Source organism: Pseudoalteromonas aurantia 208 (genome assembly GCF_014858725.1).
Classification (GTDB): Bacteria; Pseudomonadota; Gammaproteobacteria; order Enterobacterales; family Alteromonadaceae; genus Pseudoalteromonas; species Pseudoalteromonas aurantia.
This window is the reverse complement of the sequence record NZ_AQGV01000012.1, coordinates 1,909,712-1,930,439: the sequence shown is the minus strand read 5'-3', so window position 1 is coordinate 1,930,439 and position 20,728 is coordinate 1,909,712. Positions and strand designations below refer to the sequence as shown.

Annotated in this window: 10 protein-coding genes, 9 tRNA genes and 3 rRNA genes; 19 read left to right on the top strand and 3 right to left on the bottom strand. The window is 42.5% G+C overall.

The genetic code is table 11. The annotated features are described in order from the left end of the window. The first annotated feature begins 107 nt into the window (after positions 1 to 107). Together putP and PAUR_RS12140 are read left to right on the top strand one after the other, a co-directional pair. Positions 108 to 1,586, top strand: a complete 1,479-nt coding sequence (putP, locus tag PAUR_RS12145; RefSeq protein WP_192507989.1) for a sodium/proline symporter PutP — start codon at positions 108 to 110, stop codon at positions 1,584 to 1,586. 289 nt (positions 1,587 to 1,875) lie between these two features. Beyond that, positions 1,876 to 2,733, top strand: a complete 858-nt coding sequence (locus PAUR_RS12140; RefSeq protein ID WP_192507988.1) for a PA4780 family RIO1-like protein kinase — start codon at positions 1,876 to 1,878, stop codon at positions 2,731 to 2,733. Positions 2,734 to 2,805: 72 nt separating this feature from the next. On the opposite strand, the gene PAUR_RS12135 is transcribed toward PAUR_RS12140, so the two are convergent. The 3 genes from PAUR_RS12135 to PAUR_RS12125 form a co-directional block, all read right to left on the bottom strand. After that, on the bottom strand, positions 2,806 to 3,699 hold the full coding sequence (locus PAUR_RS12135; protein WP_192507987.1) for a substrate-binding periplasmic protein: 894 nt from the start codon (positions 3,697 to 3,699) through the stop codon (positions 2,806 to 2,808). A 135-nt stretch (positions 3,700 to 3,834) separates the two neighbouring features. Continuing rightward, positions 3,835 to 4,803, bottom strand: a complete 969-nt coding sequence (cysK, locus tag PAUR_RS12130; protein ID WP_192507986.1) for a cysteine synthase A — start codon at positions 4,801 to 4,803, stop codon at positions 3,835 to 3,837. Positions 4,804 to 4,939: 136 nt separating this feature from the next. Beyond that, positions 4,940 to 7,282: a carbohydrate binding family 9 domain-containing protein gene (locus tag PAUR_RS12125; RefSeq protein ID WP_404821696.1), complete on the bottom strand. Its 2,343-nt coding sequence runs from the start codon at positions 7,280 to 7,282 to the stop codon at positions 4,940 to 4,942. A gap of 208 nt (positions 7,283 to 7,490) precedes the next feature. Here PAUR_RS12125 and PAUR_RS12120 point away from each other — a divergent pair, with 208 nt between their 5' ends. The 17 genes from PAUR_RS12120 to rrf all read left to right on the top strand — a co-directional run bounded on the left by PAUR_RS12120 (position 7,491) and on the right by rrf (position 20,465). Beyond that, positions 7,491 to 8,636, top strand: coding sequence for a dicarboxylate/amino acid:cation symporter (locus PAUR_RS12120; protein WP_192507984.1), 1,146 nt, complete (start codon positions 7,491 to 7,493; stop codon positions 8,634 to 8,636). Positions 8,637 to 8,814: 178 nt separating this feature from the next. Next, on the top strand, positions 8,815 to 9,465 hold the full coding sequence (uvrY, locus tag PAUR_RS12115) for a UvrY/SirA/GacA family response regulator transcription factor (protein WP_192507983.1): 651 nt from the start codon (positions 8,815 to 8,817) through the stop codon (positions 9,463 to 9,465). A gap of 12 nt (positions 9,466 to 9,477) precedes the next feature. Next, positions 9,478 to 11,301 (top strand): excinuclease ABC subunit UvrC, encoded by a 1,824-nt coding sequence (uvrC, locus tag PAUR_RS12110; protein ID WP_192507982.1) that lies wholly within the window; start codon positions 9,478 to 9,480, stop codon positions 11,299 to 11,301. A gap of 41 nt (positions 11,302 to 11,342) precedes the next feature. Further along, a complete protein-coding gene (pgsA, locus tag PAUR_RS12105; RefSeq protein WP_192507981.1) occupies positions 11,343 to 11,888 on the top strand; it encodes a CDP-diacylglycerol--glycerol-3-phosphate 3-phosphatidyltransferase in 546 nt (181 codons plus the stop codon). 139 nt (positions 11,889 to 12,027) lie between these two features. Next, positions 12,028 to 12,103 (top strand) — tRNA-Gly (locus PAUR_RS12100). A 15-nt stretch (positions 12,104 to 12,118) separates the two neighbouring features. After that, positions 12,119 to 12,192: transfer RNA gene (locus tag PAUR_RS12095), tRNA-Cys, on the top strand. 34 nt (positions 12,193 to 12,226) lie between these two features. Further along, a tRNA-Leu gene (locus tag PAUR_RS12090) sits at positions 12,227 to 12,313 on the top strand. Positions 12,314 to 12,364: 51 nt separating this feature from the next. Continuing rightward, a tRNA-Gly gene (locus tag PAUR_RS12085) sits at positions 12,365 to 12,440 on the top strand. A 24-nt stretch (positions 12,441 to 12,464) separates the two neighbouring features. Continuing rightward, positions 12,465 to 12,551: transfer RNA gene (locus PAUR_RS12080), tRNA-Leu, on the top strand. A gap of 7 nt (positions 12,552 to 12,558) precedes the next feature. Next, positions 12,559 to 12,634: transfer RNA gene (locus tag PAUR_RS12075), tRNA-Gly, on the top strand. An 86-nt stretch (positions 12,635 to 12,720) separates the two neighbouring features. Further along, positions 12,721 to 12,796: transfer RNA gene (locus tag PAUR_RS12070), tRNA-Gly, on the top strand. A 15-nt stretch (positions 12,797 to 12,811) separates the two neighbouring features. Further along, a tRNA-Cys gene (locus tag PAUR_RS12065) sits at positions 12,812 to 12,885 on the top strand. 36 nt (positions 12,886 to 12,921) lie between these two features. After that, positions 12,922 to 13,008 (top strand) — tRNA-Leu (locus tag PAUR_RS12060). A gap of 432 nt (positions 13,009 to 13,440) precedes the next feature. Continuing rightward, positions 13,441 to 14,826 carry a fibrinogen-like YCDxxxxGGGW domain-containing protein gene (locus PAUR_RS12055; RefSeq protein WP_225738346.1) on the top strand — a complete coding sequence of 462 codons (1,386 nt, stop codon included), beginning with the start codon at positions 13,441 to 13,443 and terminating at the stop codon, positions 14,824 to 14,826. A 711-nt stretch (positions 14,827 to 15,537) separates the two neighbouring features. Next, a 16S ribosomal RNA gene (locus tag PAUR_RS12050) occupies positions 15,538 to 17,077 on the top strand. Between the two features lie 269 nt (positions 17,078 to 17,346). Continuing rightward, positions 17,347 to 20,232, top strand: a 23S ribosomal RNA gene (locus PAUR_RS12045). 118 nt (positions 20,233 to 20,350) lie between these two features. Then, a 5S ribosomal RNA gene (rrf, locus tag PAUR_RS12040) occupies positions 20,351 to 20,465 on the top strand. Together the 16S, 23S and 5S rRNA genes form the textbook arrangement of a ribosomal RNA operon. Positions 20,466 to 20,728: the final 263 nt, after the last annotated feature.

Genomic DNA, 20,728 nt, shown 5'->3' with positions numbered 1-20,728 from the left:
TGTTATAGTCACGCAAAACTAATAAAGCGCTTTATTTAATGACAATCAGAAAGACGGTTGTTGGATAATTATCATTGACAAGAGTGCTCTCATTGAAGGAGATAGCTTTGGAATTAGGTACGATTATTTCATTAGTACTGTATTTTGCAGTTATGTTGGGCATAGGTTTATATGCTTACCGTAAATCGACAAGTGATGTATCAGGTTATATGCTAGGTGGCCGTAGTCTATCACCAAGTGTTGCCGCTTTATCGGCAGGCGCATCTGATATGAGTGGCTGGATATTAATGGGCTTGCCTGGGGCAATGTTCGTGACAGGGTTTAGCAGTACGTGGATTGCGATTGGTTTGGTTATCGGTGCTTGGTTAAATTATTTACTGGTTGCACCTAGATTGCGGGTTTATACCGAGCTTGCTAATGATGCTATTACGATCCCTGATTATTTTGCTAATCGATTTGAAGATAAAGGTAATGCGTTACGTATTGTATCTGCGCTGGTGATTATCGTGTTTTTTACGCTTTATACATCATCTGGTGTGGTGGCTGGCGGTAAGTTGTTCGAAAACTCGTTTGGAATGAGTTATGAATCTGGGCTGTATATTACTACAGGCGTTGTGGTTTTATATACATTATTTGGAGGCTTCTTAGCTGTTAGCTTAACCGACTTCGTACAAGGCTGTATTATGTTTATCGCATTAATATTGGTCCCTGCCGTAACATATTCATTATTAGATAACCCGCTATCATCTACGCTTGAGGCGGTTAACCCACAAATGCTTACGTGGATAGGCGCTGGTGGCGCAATAGGAATTATTTCTGCGATGTCTTGGGGGCTGGGTTATTTTGGTCAACCCCATATTATAGTGCGCTTTATGTCAGTAAAAAGTGTGAAAGATATGCCAACTGCACGTCGTATAGGAATGAGTTGGATGATCATTGCAGCACTGGGGGCGGTTGCGACAGGTGTGTTTGGTGCAGCTTACACACATGAGAATGGTATTGTTGTGAATGACCCAGAGACCATTTTTTTAGTGTTGTCTGAACTCCTATTTCACCCGCTCATAGCAGGATTTTTATTGGCTGCAATATTGGCGGCAATTATGAGCACAATCTCGTCACAACTTTTAGTTAGCTCGAGCTCATTAACTGAAGACTTTTATAAAATATTCATAAATCGAAATGCAACAGACAAAGAGCTTGTCTTGGTTGGGCGTATTAGTGTTGCTGCAGTTGCGATACTCGCGATTTATTTAGCGTATGATAGAAACAGTTCAATACTCGATTTGGTCAGTAATGCGTGGGCAGGTTTTGGCGCAGCATTTGGACCTCTTGTGTTATTAAGCTTGTTCTGGCAAAGAATGAATTTTGCAGGCGCACTAGCTGGTATGATTTCTGGTGCTGTGACAGTGCTAGTTTGGATTTATGCACCAATTGAAGTAGCTGGGCAAAGCTTAAGTAGTCATATTTATGAAATTGTTCCTGGCTTCATTGTTTCTGCATTGACGATAATTCTGGTGAGCTCAATGACGTCAGCGCCTCATGAACGAATACAAGACTTATTTAAAAAAGTACAAAGTAATTTATAACAATGAAAAGAGTGCATGAAAGGGCCTAATATGGCCCTTTTTACATTGCCTCTAAAATAAGTCGTTAGCTGTGTTGGTTTTGAAACTATAAAAAGATTGTTTGTTACCAAAAATCGCACTTATTTTTAGAATTAGAGACGATGTCTACCCTTTAGCAATAAAGTAATGATACGATGAGTATTGCACTAGGAGTCATAGTTACTTTTTAGTGTATTTGTTAATTTCGGTAAGTATCGCCTTGCGACAAAACCACTAACTAAGTTTATTAATCAAACTAAACAGGGACCCCGTGAAAATACCTAAACGCCTACAACCACTTGTTGATGATGGTTTAATTGATGCGGTCATAAGCCGGCTAATGAGCGGCAAAGAGGCTGATGTTTTTGTTGTGCGCTGCGGTGAGCATATTCGTTGTGCCAAAGTGTATAAAGATGCAATGAAACGTAGTTTTAAAAAGGCGGCACAATATCAAGAAGGTCGAAAAGTAAGGGGGGGACGCCAAGCTAGGGCAATGGGTAAACGCTCAAACTATGGTCGTCAGCTCGAAGAAGAAATATGGCAAAATGCAGAAGTTGATGCTTTGTCACGCTTGGCGGCAGCCAATGTACGTGTGCCTGCAACCTATTGTTGTGTCGATGGTGTGCTACTTATGGAGTTAGTTTCTGATGCAGAAGGTAACGTAGCACCACAACTTGGTGCGATAAGTTTGTCAGAAGAAGAAGCCATTAGACAGTACACTCTGATGGTTCATTATATTCGGCTGATGCTTTGCACAGGCCTGATACATGGAGACCTTTCTGAATTTAATGTGTTAGTGGATGATTCAGGCCCTGTAATTATTGATTTACCACAAGCGGTGAATGCTGCGGCCAACAATAGTGCCCAAGCTATGTTCGAACGTGATGTAAATAATATGCGTCGCTACTATGGTGAATATGCGCCAGCTTTACTGCAAACTAATTATGCAAAAGAAATATGGGCATTGTTTGAAGAGGGGAGTCTGACTGAAAACTCAGCTTTGACTGGTTTATATGAAGATGATTTCCAAGCTGCAGATGTCGGTTCTGTATTAGAGGAAATCAATGCAGCTATGTTAGAAGAGCAAGAGCGGCAAGCACGGATAAACGGCCAAGACGATATTGGGTAATATCTACTATCTTTGTGATAAAAAGGGGAGTGATACTGCTCCCTTTATGTTTTTTATCTCAGGTATTTTTTCCTAGAAACACTCAGAGCTACCCATTTCTATTATACGGTTTGTTTCTTCACTATTTTCAAACATATATAAAGCACGATTGATATCGGAAAGGACAGTGCGCCACTTAGGTTTATTTTTACTGAGTGCAAAATAAAGATGGTTGTATTTAATTGGTTTGGTCTCATCATCAATATTTCTCAATAAAGTGACCTTTTCTGGTTTTGATAAGTCAGAATAATTGACGGTAAATCGCAATACCGTTGGATCTCCTATAATGAGGTTTACTCTACCGCCCACGAGTAGCTTGACTAACTGTAAATCATCAACAGCTTCTACGATTGCAAACTCGTTGTTGTCCATCATGGCATCGAACTCAGGGGTATTTTGGTATCCGCGTACGACGCCTATTTTCTCACCTTTAAGAGAGCTTAAATTACCACTAAATCGGTCAGGGTCGCCTTTACGCTTGAGAAAACCAATCTCACCACCTGAAAATGAGTTGGACAGTGCTAATACTTCTCGGCGCGTTTTGTTTTTGACGTAATCAGAGGGGGCCGAATCTTCAATATAATACTCAGGCATTAAGATATCGGCTTTACCAAGCTCTACAGCTCTGACGGCACGTGCCCATGGCAAAAATTCAATGAAAATACTATAGCCTTGTTCGGCGAGCAGCGATACTGCAAATTGAAACACCCACCCTTTGTTGCACAATGCGTTACCTATGTAGGGGGGCCAGTCTAATGTGACAATATGTAGTTGCCCTTTCGTTGCTTCGGCATTGTATAGATAGCCGGTCTTATGCTTAGACCCCTGCACTAGGTGGTATTTGGCGTTTTTAAAGTAACCAACGTTAATTGCTGCATGGGCATAAAGATGAAAAAAGCAAAAACTAAGAATAAGAATCCAACGCATAGTGGAATGCCGTGATCATTAATTATATCAATAAGTGTAGGTAAATTTTCCTTATTATTCATTGAATGAAGTGTGTAAATGTAGGGGGAATAAAAAAACCGGCTTTAAGCCGGTTTTTTTATTGTGAATTTGTAATTATTGTACAAGCTCTTGATCAGAGAACTCATCAGCAAACATAGGGCTAGATAAGTAACGCTCTGTTGCGCTAGGTAAAATAACGACAATATTCTTGTCTGCATTTTCTGGCTTTTCAGCAATGCGTTTAGCCGCGACAACAGCTGCACCAGATGAAATTCCGACCAAAATACCTTCGTCTTTCATAAGTTGATGTGCCATAGCAATCGCATCTTCGTTTGAAACAAGTTCAGTGCCATCGATAAGCTCTAAGTCTAAGTTACCAGGAATGAACCCAGCTCCAATACCTTGAATTTTGTGTGGGCCCGGTTTAACTTCGTCACCTGCAAGTGTTTGTGTAATGACTGGCGAGTCTGTTGGTTCAACAGCAATCGCTTTTACATCAAGGCCTTTTTCTTGCTTTAAATAACGAGAAGTACCAGATATAGTACCGCCCGTGCCTACTCCGGCGACAAAGTAGTCAACTTTACCTTCCATCGTTTCAAAGATTTCTGGGCCGGTAGTTTCAAAGTGAATTTTGGGGTTAGCTGGATTTTCAAATTGTTGTAATAAAACATATTTACTAGGGTCACTAGCCTGAATTTCATTGGCTTTATCGATAGCCCCCTTCATGCCTTTAGCGCCTTCGGTTAATACTAAATTAGCACCTAATGCTTTAAGCAATTTACGGCGTTCTAAGCTCATGGTATTTGGCATTGTTAGAGTGAGTTTGTAGCCACGTGCTGCAGCCACAAAAGCAAGTGCAATACCTGTATTGCCAGAGGTAGGCTCAATTAGCTCTTTGCCTTCGGTTAACAAACCTGATTTTTCAGCTTCCCAAATCATTGATGAACCGATACGGCACTTAACACTAAAGCTTGGGTTACGTGCTTCTATTTTGGCGTATACATTACCACCTGTCACTCGGTTAAGTTTCACGATTGGAGTTTGACCTATCGTGTGTGTGTTATCAGCGAAAATTTTAGACATTGTGTTCCCTTAGGTACTTTAGGTTTACTTATTGCCACACTTTACTTGGCTTAAATGAAAAAAGAAGTAAAGAATGGCTATAAGATATATTAAAATTGCTTATAGCTAAACGAAATAAAAAAACTGTTTATTATTCCTACATTAACCACGCGTAACTAAATTTAGCGAAAAAGGTTTTATTGTCTTTGGTTAGGGTTTCAAGGTCGTCGTCTTGATAGCCATTATCAGAATAACCAGCAAAAAACACCGTTTGAGGGTTAATTTTGTATGAGTATAGTAGCTGTGAACTTAGCCCTTTATACGTTGCATCGATATCATTATCTACATAGTTGTATGTATTTCGGTCAATGTCGGTGCGAATGATGGCAAACCGAAGATAACTGTTAATATTAAATTGATAAGTGAACCGAACATCCGTTAGGTTGGCCGTATATACATCATCACCTTCGGCCTTTAAATTTTCATAAGTATGTCTAAAGCGGACCTCAAAGTGTTTCCCTAAATTAACATGGATGGTTGGGCGAGCAAAATACTCCTGACCGATACGATTATTGGCCAAATCAACTTTATTTCCTGTTCGTAGGTTTAAGCCAGCAAATACTCCTGAGATGGGTTTAAACTCCATATAGGTCCAAACCCGATTCTCGGTGAAAAGATCCGTATTTCCATCAATACTAAGTTGTGTTTTGTCGTGTCTAAGTCCAGTGCGTTTTCGGTGGTCAACACCAAAATCGATGACACTTTGAAGCGGCCCATCAATGACGAAGTTACTTTGAATTTCTTTTTCTAGTAACTCTCCATCATCATTATGTGTGATATCCCAATCTGAATACCATCGAGCGCGATTCCACCAACTCTGCTCAGCGCCGTACCAACGGTACTCAAGTCCTGCAACGAACTTGTTAAAATCAACCTGTGACATGAACCCTAAGTCAGAACGTAGCCCAGCACCATGATTGCGGTAGCTAGAAAATACACGCCAGTGTTTTTGGTTATGCTCATAGTTAACAAGGTAACCTGTGCCAGAGGTACTTTGTTTGTTTAATGTTCTCAGAACACTTTCGTTATAATCACAGTCTTTAAATTGCTGGCAGGGGGGGGCGGTTATTGTGTCACAGTCACCGTCTTCACCATCACATAGTTCATCGATAAAAGCTTGAGAATACTCGGTATCAGATGAAAATAATTGCACCTTTAGTGTATCACTTGAAGTTGGTTGGTACTTACTATCAAAGCTAATTAGCTTATTCTCATAGTCACCGCTTTGCCTTAGTGTCGCGGTCGTACCAATAGACAGGGTATTATCTAGATCATACCTGTAACGAAAAGCAGCATTGTCACTTTCTTGTTCTAATGTGACGACGTTAGAGCCAAGGTTGCCTGGGACCATAACATTTAAATGTTCATCATTCGCTATAAACCCAGCGAAAGTATGACCTTGCTTGTTACTGGTGAATTTCACACCGTAATCTGGTGCTGCAATGTTACGGGTATGGATCAGGTTAGAATACGATGAGAAATAGTCACTATTGTCTAAGAAAAAAGCGCGTTTCTCAGGAAAGAATAGGCTAAAACTATTATTAATACTTAACTGTCCAGTATCGGCTTCAACTTGAGAAAAATCAGGGTTGAGTGTTGCGTTTAATGTCATATCAGGCGTTATTGCCCATTTTAGGTCTAAACCTGGTTCGGTATTATTGTCGTTCTGCCAATCTTCTATATCGGCACCATCAATCTCTCGTGTTTCAGATTTACTTAACACAAGAGAGGGAATAATGGCGAGATTATTCCCTTGCTTAGCCTGCTCAAACCCCGCGTATTTTGGCATTTGGCATATCCAGCAACTATTTGCATGAGTGATTTGCATATTGGATAGACGAAGGCGCTCGTTTCTAGGATAAAATCGCACAAACTCCATGGCCATTGTTTTGATGGTTTGACTATCATCAAAATTAAGTACTCGCAGCGGAATTTCTACTTCAACAATATAGCCTGTATCATGGATTTGTCCTGCACTATCCCAAATGCCATCCCAAGACGTACTTTCACTATTGGTGAGTTCATTTTCAATTGAGTCTTGTTGAACTCCAAGAGGGTTGATGAAAAATTGATATGCGCTTCGACTGTTGTTAAATGAATCAATTTTTATGCCAACCAGATCATCGCTCCATGCGCGGTCCCTATCTCGATAGAATGCTCGTATCATCGAAGGGTCTGAGTCTGAGGCTTCAAAGCCGAGAAATAATGATGTACCATTTTCGTATACTAACACCGACGTTTCAACTGGGCTAGCCTCATTTTCATATGGCCAAGTGACATTATTAATGGTAATTTTTTTAGCGTGTTTCCAAACTGGCTCGTTTAGATTTCCGTCAATTTTTGCTGATTGATTAATATAAGGAAGTTGCTCAGGAGATGTTTGAGCTAAACAGCTCGCCGACAATAACATAGGCATTGCTATAAGCGTTTTTTTTATCATTTTAAACATAGAAATTGCACATAAATATATCTCTATTAAATATTATACGACTCTAATTAACAATCGACACGCGGCAGGGTGCATTTTAATGAGATTAGAGTGGGACACTGACTGGTAATCACTATTTACTTTCGTAGAACACCGAATTTATAACATTTTTATGTGAAAACATGGTAAAAAACGTCATCGTTCTAGTTTGAGAAATTTTATGTCGTTAATCTTAAAGCTTATCGCCGGTATTTTAGGCGGAATTGCAGCGGGTTTTTATCTCCCAATTATATTAATTGAATTGCTTTACACTGCAAAAGTCATTATTGGTCAGCTTATTAGCTTCACCATTCCTTTGATCATTTTATTTTTTATCGCCTCGGGTATTGCTGGACTGCCTAAGGGCTCCGGTCATTTACTTGGTAAAACGGTGGGGTTTGCATATGGTTCAACAGTGATTGCAGGTACATTAGCTGTGCTGGTAGTCAACGCATTTATTCCATTCTTTGATGGTGCGATTACATATGAGGCTGCGACTTCGACAGAAATAAAAAGCCTAATTGCATTGGAAGTTCCACCTTTAATGGGCGTGATGACTGCGTTAGCGACAGCGTTTATCTTTGGAATAGGGATAAGTCAGCTTAACTTACAGGCCTTGAAAGATGTCACGGATCAAGGGCGGGATATAATTGATGCTCTCTTGGCGAAGGTAATTATTCCGGCTTTACCATTTTATATTGCAGGGGTATTTGCTGAAATGGCGGTGGCTGGAACGGTTGCTGATACATTAAGTACATTCGGTATTGTATTGGTTGCAGCTATTGTTATGCATTGGTTATGGTTGAGTGTGTTGTATATTGTCAGTGGTATTGTATTAAAGCGTAGCCCGTTAGAGTTAATACGTAATATGCTACCTGCGTATTTTACAGCAATCGGTACAATGTCGAGCGCCGCTACTATTCCCGTATCATTAAAGGCCAGCAAAGCGAATGGTGTAAAAGAAGAAGTTGCGAACTTCTCAGTCCCCCTGTGTGCCACTATTCATTTATCTGGCTCGACTATTACGATAGTGACCTGTGCGATGGCTGTTATGTTACTGTCTCCAGATATGGCCGTACCTCCTTTGCTGTCTATGCTGCCATTTATTTTTATGTTGGGCATTGTTATGATTGCAGCACCAGGCGCGCCTGGTGGGGCCGTGATGTCGGCATTAGGGCTTTTAACTTCGATGCTTGGCTTTAGTGAAGCGGCTGTGGCTTTAATGATTGCACTGTACCTTGCGCAAGATAGTTTTGGTACTGCGTGTAATGTAACGGGTGATGGTGTCATTGCGCTTTGGGTTAATCGGTTTTCAGATAAATCGTAAGATCTAATTACCAAATATTAAGACTGGGAGTATGAAGCCTAGTCTTTTTCATTTCTTTTTAGTATTTTTATCTCTAGATGTAATTTTGTTTAGTATGCTTTGTAAATTTATGTGGTACTCTCAACAAGTTGCATTGAAAATGTGTAAATATCAAAGAATTAATTAAGAGGGTCTGCCATTGATTAACGTACTTTTAGTTGATGATCATGAACTTGTGAGAACAGGTATTAAGCGTATATTAGATGATGTGCGCGGTTTTAAAGTGGTCGCAGAGGCTAAAACTGGCGAGGAAGCTGTGGCATATTGTCGCCAAAGCGAGCCAGATATCGTATTAATGGATATGAATATGCCTGGTATTGGTGGGCTGGAAGCGACTAAAAAGATTTGTCGGTACTGTCCAGATGTGAAGGTTATTGTGTTGACGGTGCATTGTGAAGACCCATTCCCAAGTAAAGTGATGCAAATTGGTGCTCATGGTTATTTGACCAAAGGTGCTGGACCTGACGAGATGATCAATGCGATACGTGCAGTCAATGCAGGGCAAAGATATATAGCACCAGAAATTGCACAGCAAATTGCACTGGCGCAATTTAGTGGCCGAAATGATGAAAACCCTTTTCAGTCGCTGTCTGAGCGTGAGCTACAGATTATGCTTATGATAACCAAAGGTGATAAAGCACAGGATATCGCGGAGCGTTTAAATTTAAGCTCTAAAACGGTGAATAGTTATCGCTATCGTATGTTTGAAAAGCTAAATGTAGGGGGGGATGTTGAATTGACCCACTTAGCAATTCGCCATAAAATGATCGACATAGATACGACGCACTGACCGCTTGCTTAAATGGCTGTTTTTGATCACAAAGCATTTCTAAAAACATTATCAACGGAACCTGGTGTTTATCGTATGTACGATAATGAGCATCAGGTTATCTATGTTGGTAAGGCTAAAAATCTAAAGAAGCGCGTATCAAGCTACTTCCGGGCAAATATTCCTGATACTAAAACACGTGTGTTAGTAGGTAATATCTGCAACATTGAAATTACCTTAACTAATACTGAGACAGAAGCATTACTGCTTGAAAATAATCTAATAAAGAAATACCAACCTCGTTATAATATTTTGCTGCGAGACGATAAGTCATACCCTTACATATTCTTAAGTGGTCATGTACATCCACGGTTAGCATTTCATCGTGGAAGTAGAAAGTACAAAGGAGAATATTTCGGCCCATTTCCCAGTAGTGCAGCGGTATCTGAAAGCTTAAGATTAATGCAAAAAATCTTCCCCGTTCGTCAATGTGAAGATGCATATTATAGGGCACGCAGCCGACCTTGTTTACAGCACCAGCTAAAACGATGTTCCGCACCATGTGTGGGAAAAGTAAGTGATGATGAGTATCGAGATCAAGTCGATATGGCACGCCAATTTTTAAACGGCAAATCTCAGCAAATTATTGCAAAGTTAGTGCTGAGAATGGAAAAGGCGAGTATGGCCTTGGACTTTGAGCTTGCAGCGAAAGTACGTGACCAAATCGCGTTGCTGAGACAGATGCAAGAACAGCAGTCGGTAGCCGGTAATTTTGCTGAAATGGACGTTGTTGGTTTTGTACAGCAAAATGGTTTGAACGCTGTTCATATGTTGATGATCCGTGATCATAAAATACTGGGTACAAAAACGTACTTTCCCAAAGTACCAAAAGACTCCCAAACAGATGAGATCTTGACTGCTTTTATTGGACAGTATTATCTGGGCAGTGGTGGCACCAGTCGCATTGCAAAAGAAATTATTTTGCCTTTTGAGCTTCAGGAGCAGAGCGAATTAGCATCCGCTTTGAGCGAGGTTTCACAGCGAAAGGTACAATTAAAGGCACTAATTAGAGGGGAACGAGCACAGTACTTAGCGTTAGCAAATAAAAATGCAGCAAATAGTATTGCGGTTAAGCAAAGTGCGCAAGATTCTATTAATAAGCGATATGCGTTGCTTAAAGACGCATTGCAGCTAAGTGATATTAAAAGAATGGAGTGCTTTGATATAAGCCATACCATGGGAGAAAACACGGTTGCATCTTGTGTGGTATTTGATGGACAAGGCCCCAATAATAAGGAGTATCGTCGTTTCAATGTTGAAGGGATCACGCCTGGTGATGATTATGCAGCTATGAGTTTTGCATTAACTAAGCGTTACGGGAAATTAAAAGATGAAGAGAAAGTACCAGATGTGATTTTTATCGATGGTGGTAAAGGTCAACTTGGTAGGGCAGAAGCCTTTTTTGAAAACTGGACATTAGAAAAAATACCGTTACTGATTGGTGTTGCTAAAGGAGAAGGCCGTAAACCGGGTCTGGAAACATTGCTAATTGATGGCGGTAGACGAACGGTTAATATTGCTTCGGACTCACCCGCATTACACCTTATTCAACATATTCGTGATGAGTCCCACCGTTTTGCGATAGCTGGACATAGAAATAAGCGTCAAAAACAACGGACTCAATCGTTATTAGAAGAAATAGAAGGAGTAGGTCAAAAACGCAGACAAGCTTTGCTCAAATACCTAGGTGGTATGCAAGGGGTTAAAGCTGCTAATATCCATCAATTAAAGCAAGTTCCTGGGATCAGCCCGCAAACGGCTGAAAAGATATTTAACCATTTGCATGACAAAGCTTAATCATTCATGCGAACATACAAAAAAGATCTCACTAAGTAGTTATGTGGAATATTCCAAACACACTGACAACGTTTAGGTTGTTACTCATCCCTGTATTTGCAGTTTTGTTTTACTTACCTTATTCATGGGCATTTTTTGCCGCCGCTTTTATATTTTGGTTAGCGGCAGTAACGGATATCCTCGATGGCTATTTAGCACGCAAACTTCAGCAGTCGACGCCGTTTGGTGCGTTCTTAGATCCCGTGGCGGATAAAGTTATGGTAAGTGTTGCACTTGTAATGCTGGCGACTTATTACCAAAACATATTTGTAACCTGTGCAACGGTGATCATTATTAGTAGGGAGATTGTCATATCCGCATTAAGAGAGTGGATGGCTGAACAAGGAAAAAGAAGTAGTGTGGCTGTGTCAAGTATGGGGAAAATCAAGACTGCAGCTCAAATGTTAGCCATAATAGGTTTGATTTGGCAATATGCACCATGGATGATTATGTTGAGTTATGGTCTTCTGGCTATTGCAACGCTATTAACGGTGACATCAATGCTGTCATACCTTTATGCAGCCAGATCAGAATTGATTAAATCTTAAGTAAAATGTTTATAAATAGAGCGCTTTAGATAAAAAATAAGCAAACGATTAAAAACATTCATTTTTTTTATTGACGCATATCATAACTTCTGTAGAATGCGTCCGTGTTGAGAGGGCAGTATGTCCTTTAAATCAAAAAGCGAGTATAGCTCAGTTGGTAGAGCGCGACCTTGCCAAGGTCGAGGTCACGAGTTCGAGCCTCGTTACTCGCTCCAATTTTGATTATGTTTGGCGGAATGGCAGAGTGGCTATGCAGCGGATTGCAAATCCGTCTACCTCGGTTCAACTCCGGGTTCCGCCTCCACATCTCAACACTCCACATGCGAAAGCAACCCGATGCCCGGGTGGTGGAATTGGTAGACACAAGGGATTTAAAATCCCTCGTTCGTAAGGACGTGCCGGTTCAAGTCCGGCCCCGGGCACCATTTTAGATTGAGAGTTCTCATTCTAATTAGTGTTATTCACTAAATTTAGATGCGAGTATAGCTCAGTTGGTAGAGCGCGACCTTGCCAAGGTCGAGGTCACGAGTTCGAGCCTCGTTACTCGCTCCAATCTAAATGCTTAAGCAACCCGATGCCCGGGTGGTGGAATTGGTAGACACAAGGGATTTAAAATCCCTCGTTCGTAAGGACGTGCCGGTTCAAGTCCGGCCCCGGGCACCATTTGATTGCGAGTATAGCTCAGTTGGTAGAGCGCGACCTTGCCAAGGTCGAGGTCACGAGTTCGAGCCTCGTTACTCGCTCCAATCAAATTAGAGAATGAAAGTTTAAAGTTTGCGAAAGTATCATTTAGCTTAGTTTAAGTTAAATACGCATAAATACGAATAATTATGCGAGTGTAGCTCAGCTGGTAGAGCGCGACCTTGCCAAGGTCGAGGTCACGAGTTCGAGCCTCGTTACTCGCTCCAAACTTTTAAAAAAATGGCGGAATGGCAGAGTGGCTATGCAGCGGATTGCAAATCCGTCTACCTCGGTTCAACTCCGGGTTCCGCCTCCATTATTAGTAGTACTCCACTTGCGAAAGCAACCCGATGCCCGGGTGGTGGAATTGGTAGACACAAGGGATTTAAAATCCCTCGTTCGTAAGGACGTGCCGGTTCAAGTCCGGCCCCGGGCACCATTCTATTTAAATATTTATCCGTTAAAATCTTCCTATATTAACTATGTCATTTTAAAATCTAACTGAATATTATTTACGCGGTTATTTCCATCTAAAATAAGTTTTGTTTCCCTTTTTGTTTTGTCATTACTGGTGTTAAATTACTAGAGTTTATACAGTGATTGTATCAATTCCCTCTACTCGAATATGTGTAAGCTGGCTACTCTGGCTTTGCCTGTTTTGGAATTATGACTTTTCTTCATATTTTTATTAATGCTCCATTCTTTCTGATGTAAATGACAGAGCTTAGATGGTGGTTTAACGGGATGCTAGTGCTTATACTATTGAATTAAGGCTATATTTTGTATAACTGTTGATTTAAACTGCACATTCGTTTGCTTTATATCTTAAGCAACAGAGTTATAAAATTTATTTTTATCAGGATGATATAAAATGTTTAAAAAAACCTTACTAAACCTCGCAGTTCTTAGCTCATTATCATTACAAGCATTTGAATTACAAGAGCACACTATTAATGAGCAAGGCGTTATTAAAAATCAATTAGACTCACAGGTGGTTATTACGGGTGTTGCTAGCTTCAATGAGACCGACCCCGGGGTGGTATCAGTTAAAGACAACTTGGATGGCACTGTTACTATCCGTTTTAGTGAGTGGGAATATTTAGATGGGGCTCATGCGAATGAAACGGCGTCAAGCCTTACATTATCTAAAGGACGCCATGAATTACTCGATGGTTCAATTTGGGAGGTAGGAAGTGTTGAATTAGGCACTATGTCTAAAACAATTGCATTCACACAAAAGCTGCCACAAGCACCATACTTGTTTTTAAGCGCTCAATCAGAAAATGACGCGTTCCCATATGTTGGTAGAGTGAGTAATGTTACTCAGTTAGACTTTGATGCTCAAATTCAATATCAAGAACTTAAAGGTGAGGCTAATACTCATGTGTCTCAGACCCTTTCTTACTTAGCGGTATACGCACCGAATAAAGAAGGAGAGTTAGATTCTGGTGTTAAATATAAAATAGATCAGATCTATGCGGACCATAATGCAGCGAAGTTTAATACGCATGAATTGTTTTTAGAAGAAGAACAATCAAAAGATACGGAAACTACTCATATTAGTGAAGTAGTTAATATACTGGACGTTGAAGGTCATTTGTTTGCTCAGAGCATCACTAAACGAGGTAATGATACAGTTTCAATTAGGGCAAACAAACACGTTCACCCAGAGCCTGCACCAGTCAGCTGCAAGGAAATTCAAGTTAACGATGCGAGTGCGGCATCTGGTTTCTATAAGCTCGATGTCGATGGCGTAGGTAATATGCCGGAGTTTACAACCTATTGTGATATGGAAACGAAAGGCGGAGGCTGGACGTTAATGGGTATTCGATACGTCACAACAGTGAACTATAGTGGGTATCCGGACATTACCAATTACTTTGTCGAAGTTAATAACATTACTAATTTCGATGATAATTATCATTTATCTGATGCACAGTGGGTTAAGTATAAAAATGTTCAGCAAGAGCTTATGGTAATATCGCCTTCTACCGGGGGCTATGCAATCGCAGATATTGCAGTGCTTAACACTGCGAATTGTATGCCTTTGCAAGATACGCTTGGAGAAGCACCAAATCAGTCAGGAGAGCATCGCTTAAAATTGTATTGGCATGAAGCGAGTGGCTGCACTACCACTGGTACAGATTATACAATGTATAACTATCAAAATATTTATGCTTATATTGGTGGAATGTATAAAGATACCAATATAACAAGCTTGGTTGGAAATCAGACAACCCATGTTTTTGTGCGTTAGTAAAATTAGTCACTTCTAGAAACACCTGCACTGGCGGGTGTTTTTTATAAGCCTCAGCTTTATGGTGTTTCAATGATGTAGCGAAAGTCATTGCAATCCTGCTTTCGATATTTAGAGCCTGCCAGTTTTGCAAGTTACCCACAGCTTTTTGTGGGTAACTTGTGCGCTTGTGGTGCGTATGTCTGTATGTTTCTAAATTTGAAAAATAATGAATATTTTCATTAAAAAACGCTTGATCAAAAAAAGGATCTCCCTATAATGCGACCCCACTGACACGGAGCAACACGCTGAAAAGCAAATTGAAACGAGTCAGCGTCGAGTAAAACTTAATTTAGCTTTTCCCTTAAGAAAATGTTTAAAATTAAGTGTTGACAAAAAAATAGGAAAGCGTAATATGCGCAGCCCTAGCGAGATAAAGCAAAGCGCTTAATCATCGCCCTGTTTTAAACAGGAACTGTTCTTTAAAAATATGAAGCAATCATCTGTGTGGGCACTCGTACAGATTGAGTTCTAACAGCGAAACTTCTTTCTTAGATTGAAGCAAGCAAAAAAATTTAGAGTCTCAATTGATTTTCTCTTCGGAGAAACTGAGTGACCAACAGCAATAAATTTATTTATTGCAGCACAGTCAATTCGTTCTTGGCAACAAGAACAAAATCAGAATTCAATGAGCACGAAACACTTTCTAGTAAAGGGTTTCAACAAAACTTTTAATTGAAGAGTTTGATCATGGCTCAGATTGAACGCTGGCGGCAGGCCTAACACATGCAAGTCGAGCGGTAACAGAGATAGCTTGCTATCTGCTGACGAGCGGCGGACGGGTGAGTAATGCTTGGGAATATGCCTTTTGGTGGGGGACAACAGTTGGAAACGACTGCTAATACCGCATAACGTCTACGGACCAAAGTGGGGGACCTTCGGGCCTCACGCCAAGAGATTAGCCCAAGTGGGATTAGCTAGTTGGTGAGGTAATGGCTCACCAAGGCAACGATCCCTAGCTGGTTTGAGAGGATGATCAGCCACACTGGAACTGAGACACGGTCCAGACTCCTACGGGAGGCAGCAGTGGGGAATATTGCACAATGGGCGCAAGCCTGATGCAGCCATGCCGCGTGTGTGAAGAAGGCCTTCGGGTTGTAAAGCACTTTCAGTCAGGAGGAAAGGTTAGTAGTTAATAGCTATTAGCTGTGACGTTACTGACAGAAGAAGCACCGGCTAACTCCGTGCCAGCAGCCGCGGTAATACGGAGGGTGCGAGCGTTAATCGGAATTACTGGGCGTAAAGCGTACGCAGGCGGTTTGTTAAGCGAGATGTGAAAGCCCCGGGCTCAACCTGGGAACTGCATTTCGAACTGGCAGACTAGAGTGTGATAGAGGGTGGTAGAATTTCAGGTGTAGCGGTGAAATGCGTAGAGATCTGAAGGAATACCGATGGCGAAGGCAGCCACCTGGGTCAACACTGACGCTCATGTACGAAAGCGTGGGGAGCAAACGGGATTAGATACCCCGGTAGTCCACGCCGTAAACGATGTCTACTAGAAGCTGGGGTCTTCGGACAACTTTTTCAAAGCTAACGCATTAAGTAGACCGCCTGGGGAGTACGGCCGCAAGGTTAAAACTCAAATGAATTGACGGGGGCCCGCACAAGCGGTGGAGCATGTGGTTTAATTCGATGCAACGCGAAGAACCTTACCTACACTTGACATACAGAGAACTTACCAGAGATGGTTTGGTGCCTTCGGGAACTCTGATACAGGTGCTGCATGGCTGTCGTCAGCTCGTGTTGTGAGATGTTGGGTTAAGTCCCGCAACGAGCGCAACCCCTATCCTTAGTTGCCAGCACATAATGGTGGGAACTCTAAGGAGACTGCCGGTGATAAACCGGAGGAAGGTGGGGACGACGTCAAGTCATCATGGCCCTTACGTGTAGGGCTACACACGTGCTACAATGGCGCATACAGAGTGCTGCGAGCCTGCGAAGGTTAGCGAATCACTTAAAGTGCGTCGTAGTCCGGATTGGAGTCTGCAACTCGACTCCATGAAGTCGGAATCGCTAGTAATCGCGGATCAGAATGCCGCGGTGAATACGTTCCCGGGCCTTGTACACACCGCCCGTCACACCATGGGAGTGGGTTGCTCCAGAAGTAGGTAGCTTAACCTTAGGGAGGGCGCTTACCACGGAGTGATTCATGACTGGGGTGAAGTCGTAACAAGGTAGCCCTAGGGGAACCTGGGGCTGGATCACCTCCTTATACGATTTAGAACTTATTTGTTCGTAGTGTCCACACAGATGATTGTTAGTTAAATGGCTTAGGTCGTTTAATTAATATTGCTCTTTAAAAATTTGGAAAAGCTGATAAATAAATTCTTATAGATATTCGTATCTATAAAGAGTTTTCAAAAGTAAAACAATGCCAATTAATCAATGATTAATTAGCATCTACTTTAGTATTCAATATTAACTTCTGGCGAAGTTTAAACTGTCTTTGACAGTACAACTTAAAACTATTTTGGGTTGTATGGTTAAGTGACTAAGCGTATACGGTGGATGCCTTGGCAGTTGGAGGCGATGAAGGACGTACTAACTTGCGATAAGCCTAGTTGAGCCAGTAAGAGGCGCTTGAGACTAGGATTTCCGAATGGGGAAACCCACCTGCTTGCAGGTATCATATGGTGAATACATAGCCATATGAGGCGAACGCGGAGAACTGAAACATCTAAGTACCCGTAGGAAAAGAAATCAACCGAGATTCCGAAAGTAGCGGCGAGCGAAATCGGAACAGCCCTTAAGCTGTTTTGTAATTAGTGGAAGGCTCTGGAAAGTGCCACGATACAGGGTGATAGTCCCGTACACAAAAATTTATAAGCAGTGAAATCGAGTAGGTCGGAGCACGTGAAACTTTGACTGAATATAGGTGGACCATCATCTAAGGCTAAATACTCCCAACTGACCGATAGTGAACCAGTACCGTGAGGGAAAGGCGAAAAGAACCCCTGTGAGGGGAGTGAAATAGAACCTGAAACCGTATACGTACAAGCAGTAGGAGCCTACTTGTTAGGTGACTGCGTACCTTTTGTATAATGGGTCAGCGACTTATATTCTGTAGCGAGGTTAACCGATTAGGGTAGCCGTAGCGAAAGCGAGTCTTAACTGGGCGCTTAGTTGCAGGGTATAGACCCGAAACCCGGTGATCTAGCCATGGGCAGGTTGAAGGTTGAGTAACATCAACTGGAGGACCGAACCCACTAACGTTGAAAAGTTAGGGGATGACCTGTGGCTAGGAGTGAAAGGCTAATCAAACCGGGAGATAGCTGGTTCTCCCCGAAATCTATTTAGGTAGAGCCTCGGACGAATACTTACGGGGGTAGAGCACTGTTAAGGCTAGGGGGTCATCCCGACTTACCAACCCTTTGCAAACTCCGAATACCGTAAAGTACTATCCGGGAGACACACGGTGGGTGCTAACGTCCATCGTGAAGAGGGAAACAACCCAGACCGCCAGCTAAGGTCCCAAAGTATATGTTAAGTGGGAAACGATGTGGGAAGGCTAAAACAGCTAGGAGGTTGGCTTAGAAGCAGCCACCCTTTAAAGAAAGCGTAATAGCTCACTAGTCGAGTCGGCCTGCGCGGAAGATGTAACGGGGCTAAACATATCACCGAAGCTGCGGATTTGTCTTAGGACAAGTGGTAGGGGAGCGTTCTGTAAGCGGTTGAAGGTGTACCGGGAGGTATGCTGGACGTATCAGAAGTGCGAATGCTGACATGAGTAACGATAATGCGGGTGAAAAACCCGCACGCCGGAAGACCAAGGGTTCCTATCCCATGTTAATCAGGGTAGGGTAAGTCGACCCCTAAGGCGAGGCTGAAGAGCGTAGTCGATGGGAAACAGATTAATATTTCTGTACTTGGAATAATTGCGATGGGGGGACGGAGCAGGCTAAGCAAGCATGGCGTTGGTTGTCCATGTGAAAGTGAGTAGGCTAATGACTTAGGTAAATCCGGGTCGTTGTTAGGCTGAGACACGAGACGAGCTACCACGGTAGTGAAGTTGCTGATGCCCTACTTCCAGGAAAAGCCTCTAAGCTTCAGATTATTTCGAATCGTACCCCAAACCGACACAGGTGGTCAGGTAGAGAATACTAAGGCGCTTGAGAGAACTCGGGTGAAGGAACTAGGCAAAATTGTACCGTAACTTCGGGAGAAGGTACGCTCTTGATTGTGATGGGATTTACTCCTTAAGCGATTGAGAGCCGCAGTGACCAGGTGGCTGGGACTGTTTATTAAAAACACAGCACTGTGCAAAATCGTAAGATGACGTATACGGTGTGACACCTGCCCGGTGCCGGAAGGTTAATTGATGGGGTTAGACTTAGGTCGAAGCTCTTGATCGAAGCCCCGGTAAACGGCGGCCGTAACTATAACGGTCCTAAGGTAGCGAAATTCCTTGTCGGGTAAGTTCCGACCTGCACGAATGGTGTAACCATGGCCACGCTGTCTCCACCCGAGACTCAGTGAAATTGAAATCGCAGTGAAGATGCTGTGTACCCGCGGCTAGACGGAAAGACCCCGTGAACCTTTACTACAGCTTGGCACTGAACATTGAACCTACATGTGTAGGATAGGTGGGAGACTTAGAAGCACAGTCGCTAGATTGTGTGGAGTCAACCTTGAAATACCACCCTTGTAGTTTTGATGTTCTAACGTAGGTCCCTAATCGGGATTGCGGACAGTGCCTGGTGGGTAGTTTGACTGGGGCGGTCTCCTCCCAAAGAGTAACGGAGGAGCACGAAGGTTGGCTAAGTACGGTCGGACATCGTACGGTTAGTGTAATGGTAGAAGCCAGCTTAACTGCGAGACAGACACGTCGAGCAGGTACGAAAGTAGGTCATAGTGATCCGGTGGTTCTGAATGGAAGGGCCATCGCTCAACGGATAAAAGGTACTCCGGGGATAACAGGCTGATACCGCCCAAGAGTTCATATCGACGGCGGTGTTTGGCACCTCGATGTCGGCTCATCACATCCTGGGGCTGAAGTCGGTCCCAAGGGTATGGCTGTTCGCCATTTAAAGTGGTACGCGAGCTGGGTTTAGAACGTCGTGAGACAGTTCGGTCCCTATCTGCCGTGGGCGTTTGAGAATTGAGAGGGGTTGCTCCTAGTACGAGAGGACCGGAGTGAACGAACCGCTGGTGTTCGGGTTGTCATGCCAATGGCATTGCCCGGTAGCTACGTTCGGAACTGATAAGCGCTGAAAGCATCTAAGCGCGAAGCAGGCCTCGAGATGAGTTCTCACTAGAGCTATAAGCTCTCTGAAGGGCCGTTGGAGACTACAACGTTGATAGGCTGGGTGTGGAAGCATGGTGACATGTTAAGCTAACCAGTACTAATTACCCGTGAGGCTTAACCATACAACGCCAAAGTGGTTTAAGCGACAGAAGTTAGTGTTACTAAAGTAGCGTTTTACAGAATTTATTAGCATTCCAGATTTTAGTTAGCTTGCGATAGCGAGTTAGCGCACCAGATTTGCTTGGTGACAATAGCGTTTTGGACCCACCTGACCCCATGCCGAACTCAGAAGTGAAACGAAACAGCGTCGATGATAGTGTGGCAGTTGCCATGTGAAAGTAGAACATTGCCAGGCATTAAATTAGAGAAACCCGTTGCAGAGATGCGACGGGTTTTTTGCTGTTTGGGAAAACAATTTAGGGAAGAGCTTTAGAGAAAGCTTAGAATAAAAACCCTATGAACCCTGAAACCAGTTCAGGGAGACGGTAGTTTTATATTTAGAGGTGGGATTTTGATGACGCCCACCTCGTTGTTTTCCTGACACAGGTCAGGATATAGAGAAGCGAATGCACCTCACTTCTTTGTCTTCCTGACGGAGTTGGAAAGGTTATGGTCACA

What these genes read in the sequence shown, in the direction of transcription:
- PAUR_RS12135 (WP_192507987.1), bottom strand. Translation starts at nt 3,699, where the DNA reads ATGCGTTGGATTCTTATTCTTAGTTTTTGCTTTTTTCATCTTTATGCC.
- cysK (WP_192507986.1), bottom strand. Translation starts at nt 4,803, where the DNA reads ATGTCTAAAATTTTCGCTGATAACACACACACGATAGGTCAAACTCCA.
- PAUR_RS12125 (WP_404821696.1), bottom strand. Translation starts at nt 7,282, where the DNA reads ATGATAAAAAAAACGCTTATAGCAATGCCTATGTTATTGTCGGCGAGC.
- PAUR_RS12120 (WP_192507984.1), top strand. Translation starts at nt 7,491, where the DNA reads ATGTCGTTAATCTTAAAGCTTATCGCCGGTATTTTAGGCGGAATTGCA.
- uvrC (WP_192507982.1), top strand. Translation starts at nt 9,478, where the DNA reads ATGGCTGTTTTTGATCACAAAGCATTTCTAAAAACATTATCAACGGAA.
- pgsA (WP_192507981.1), top strand. Translation starts at nt 11,343, where the DNA reads ATGTGGAATATTCCAAACACACTGACAACGTTTAGGTTGTTACTCATC.
- PAUR_RS12055 (WP_225738346.1), top strand. Translation starts at nt 13,441, where the DNA reads ATGTTTAAAAAAACCTTACTAAACCTCGCAGTTCTTAGCTCATTATCA.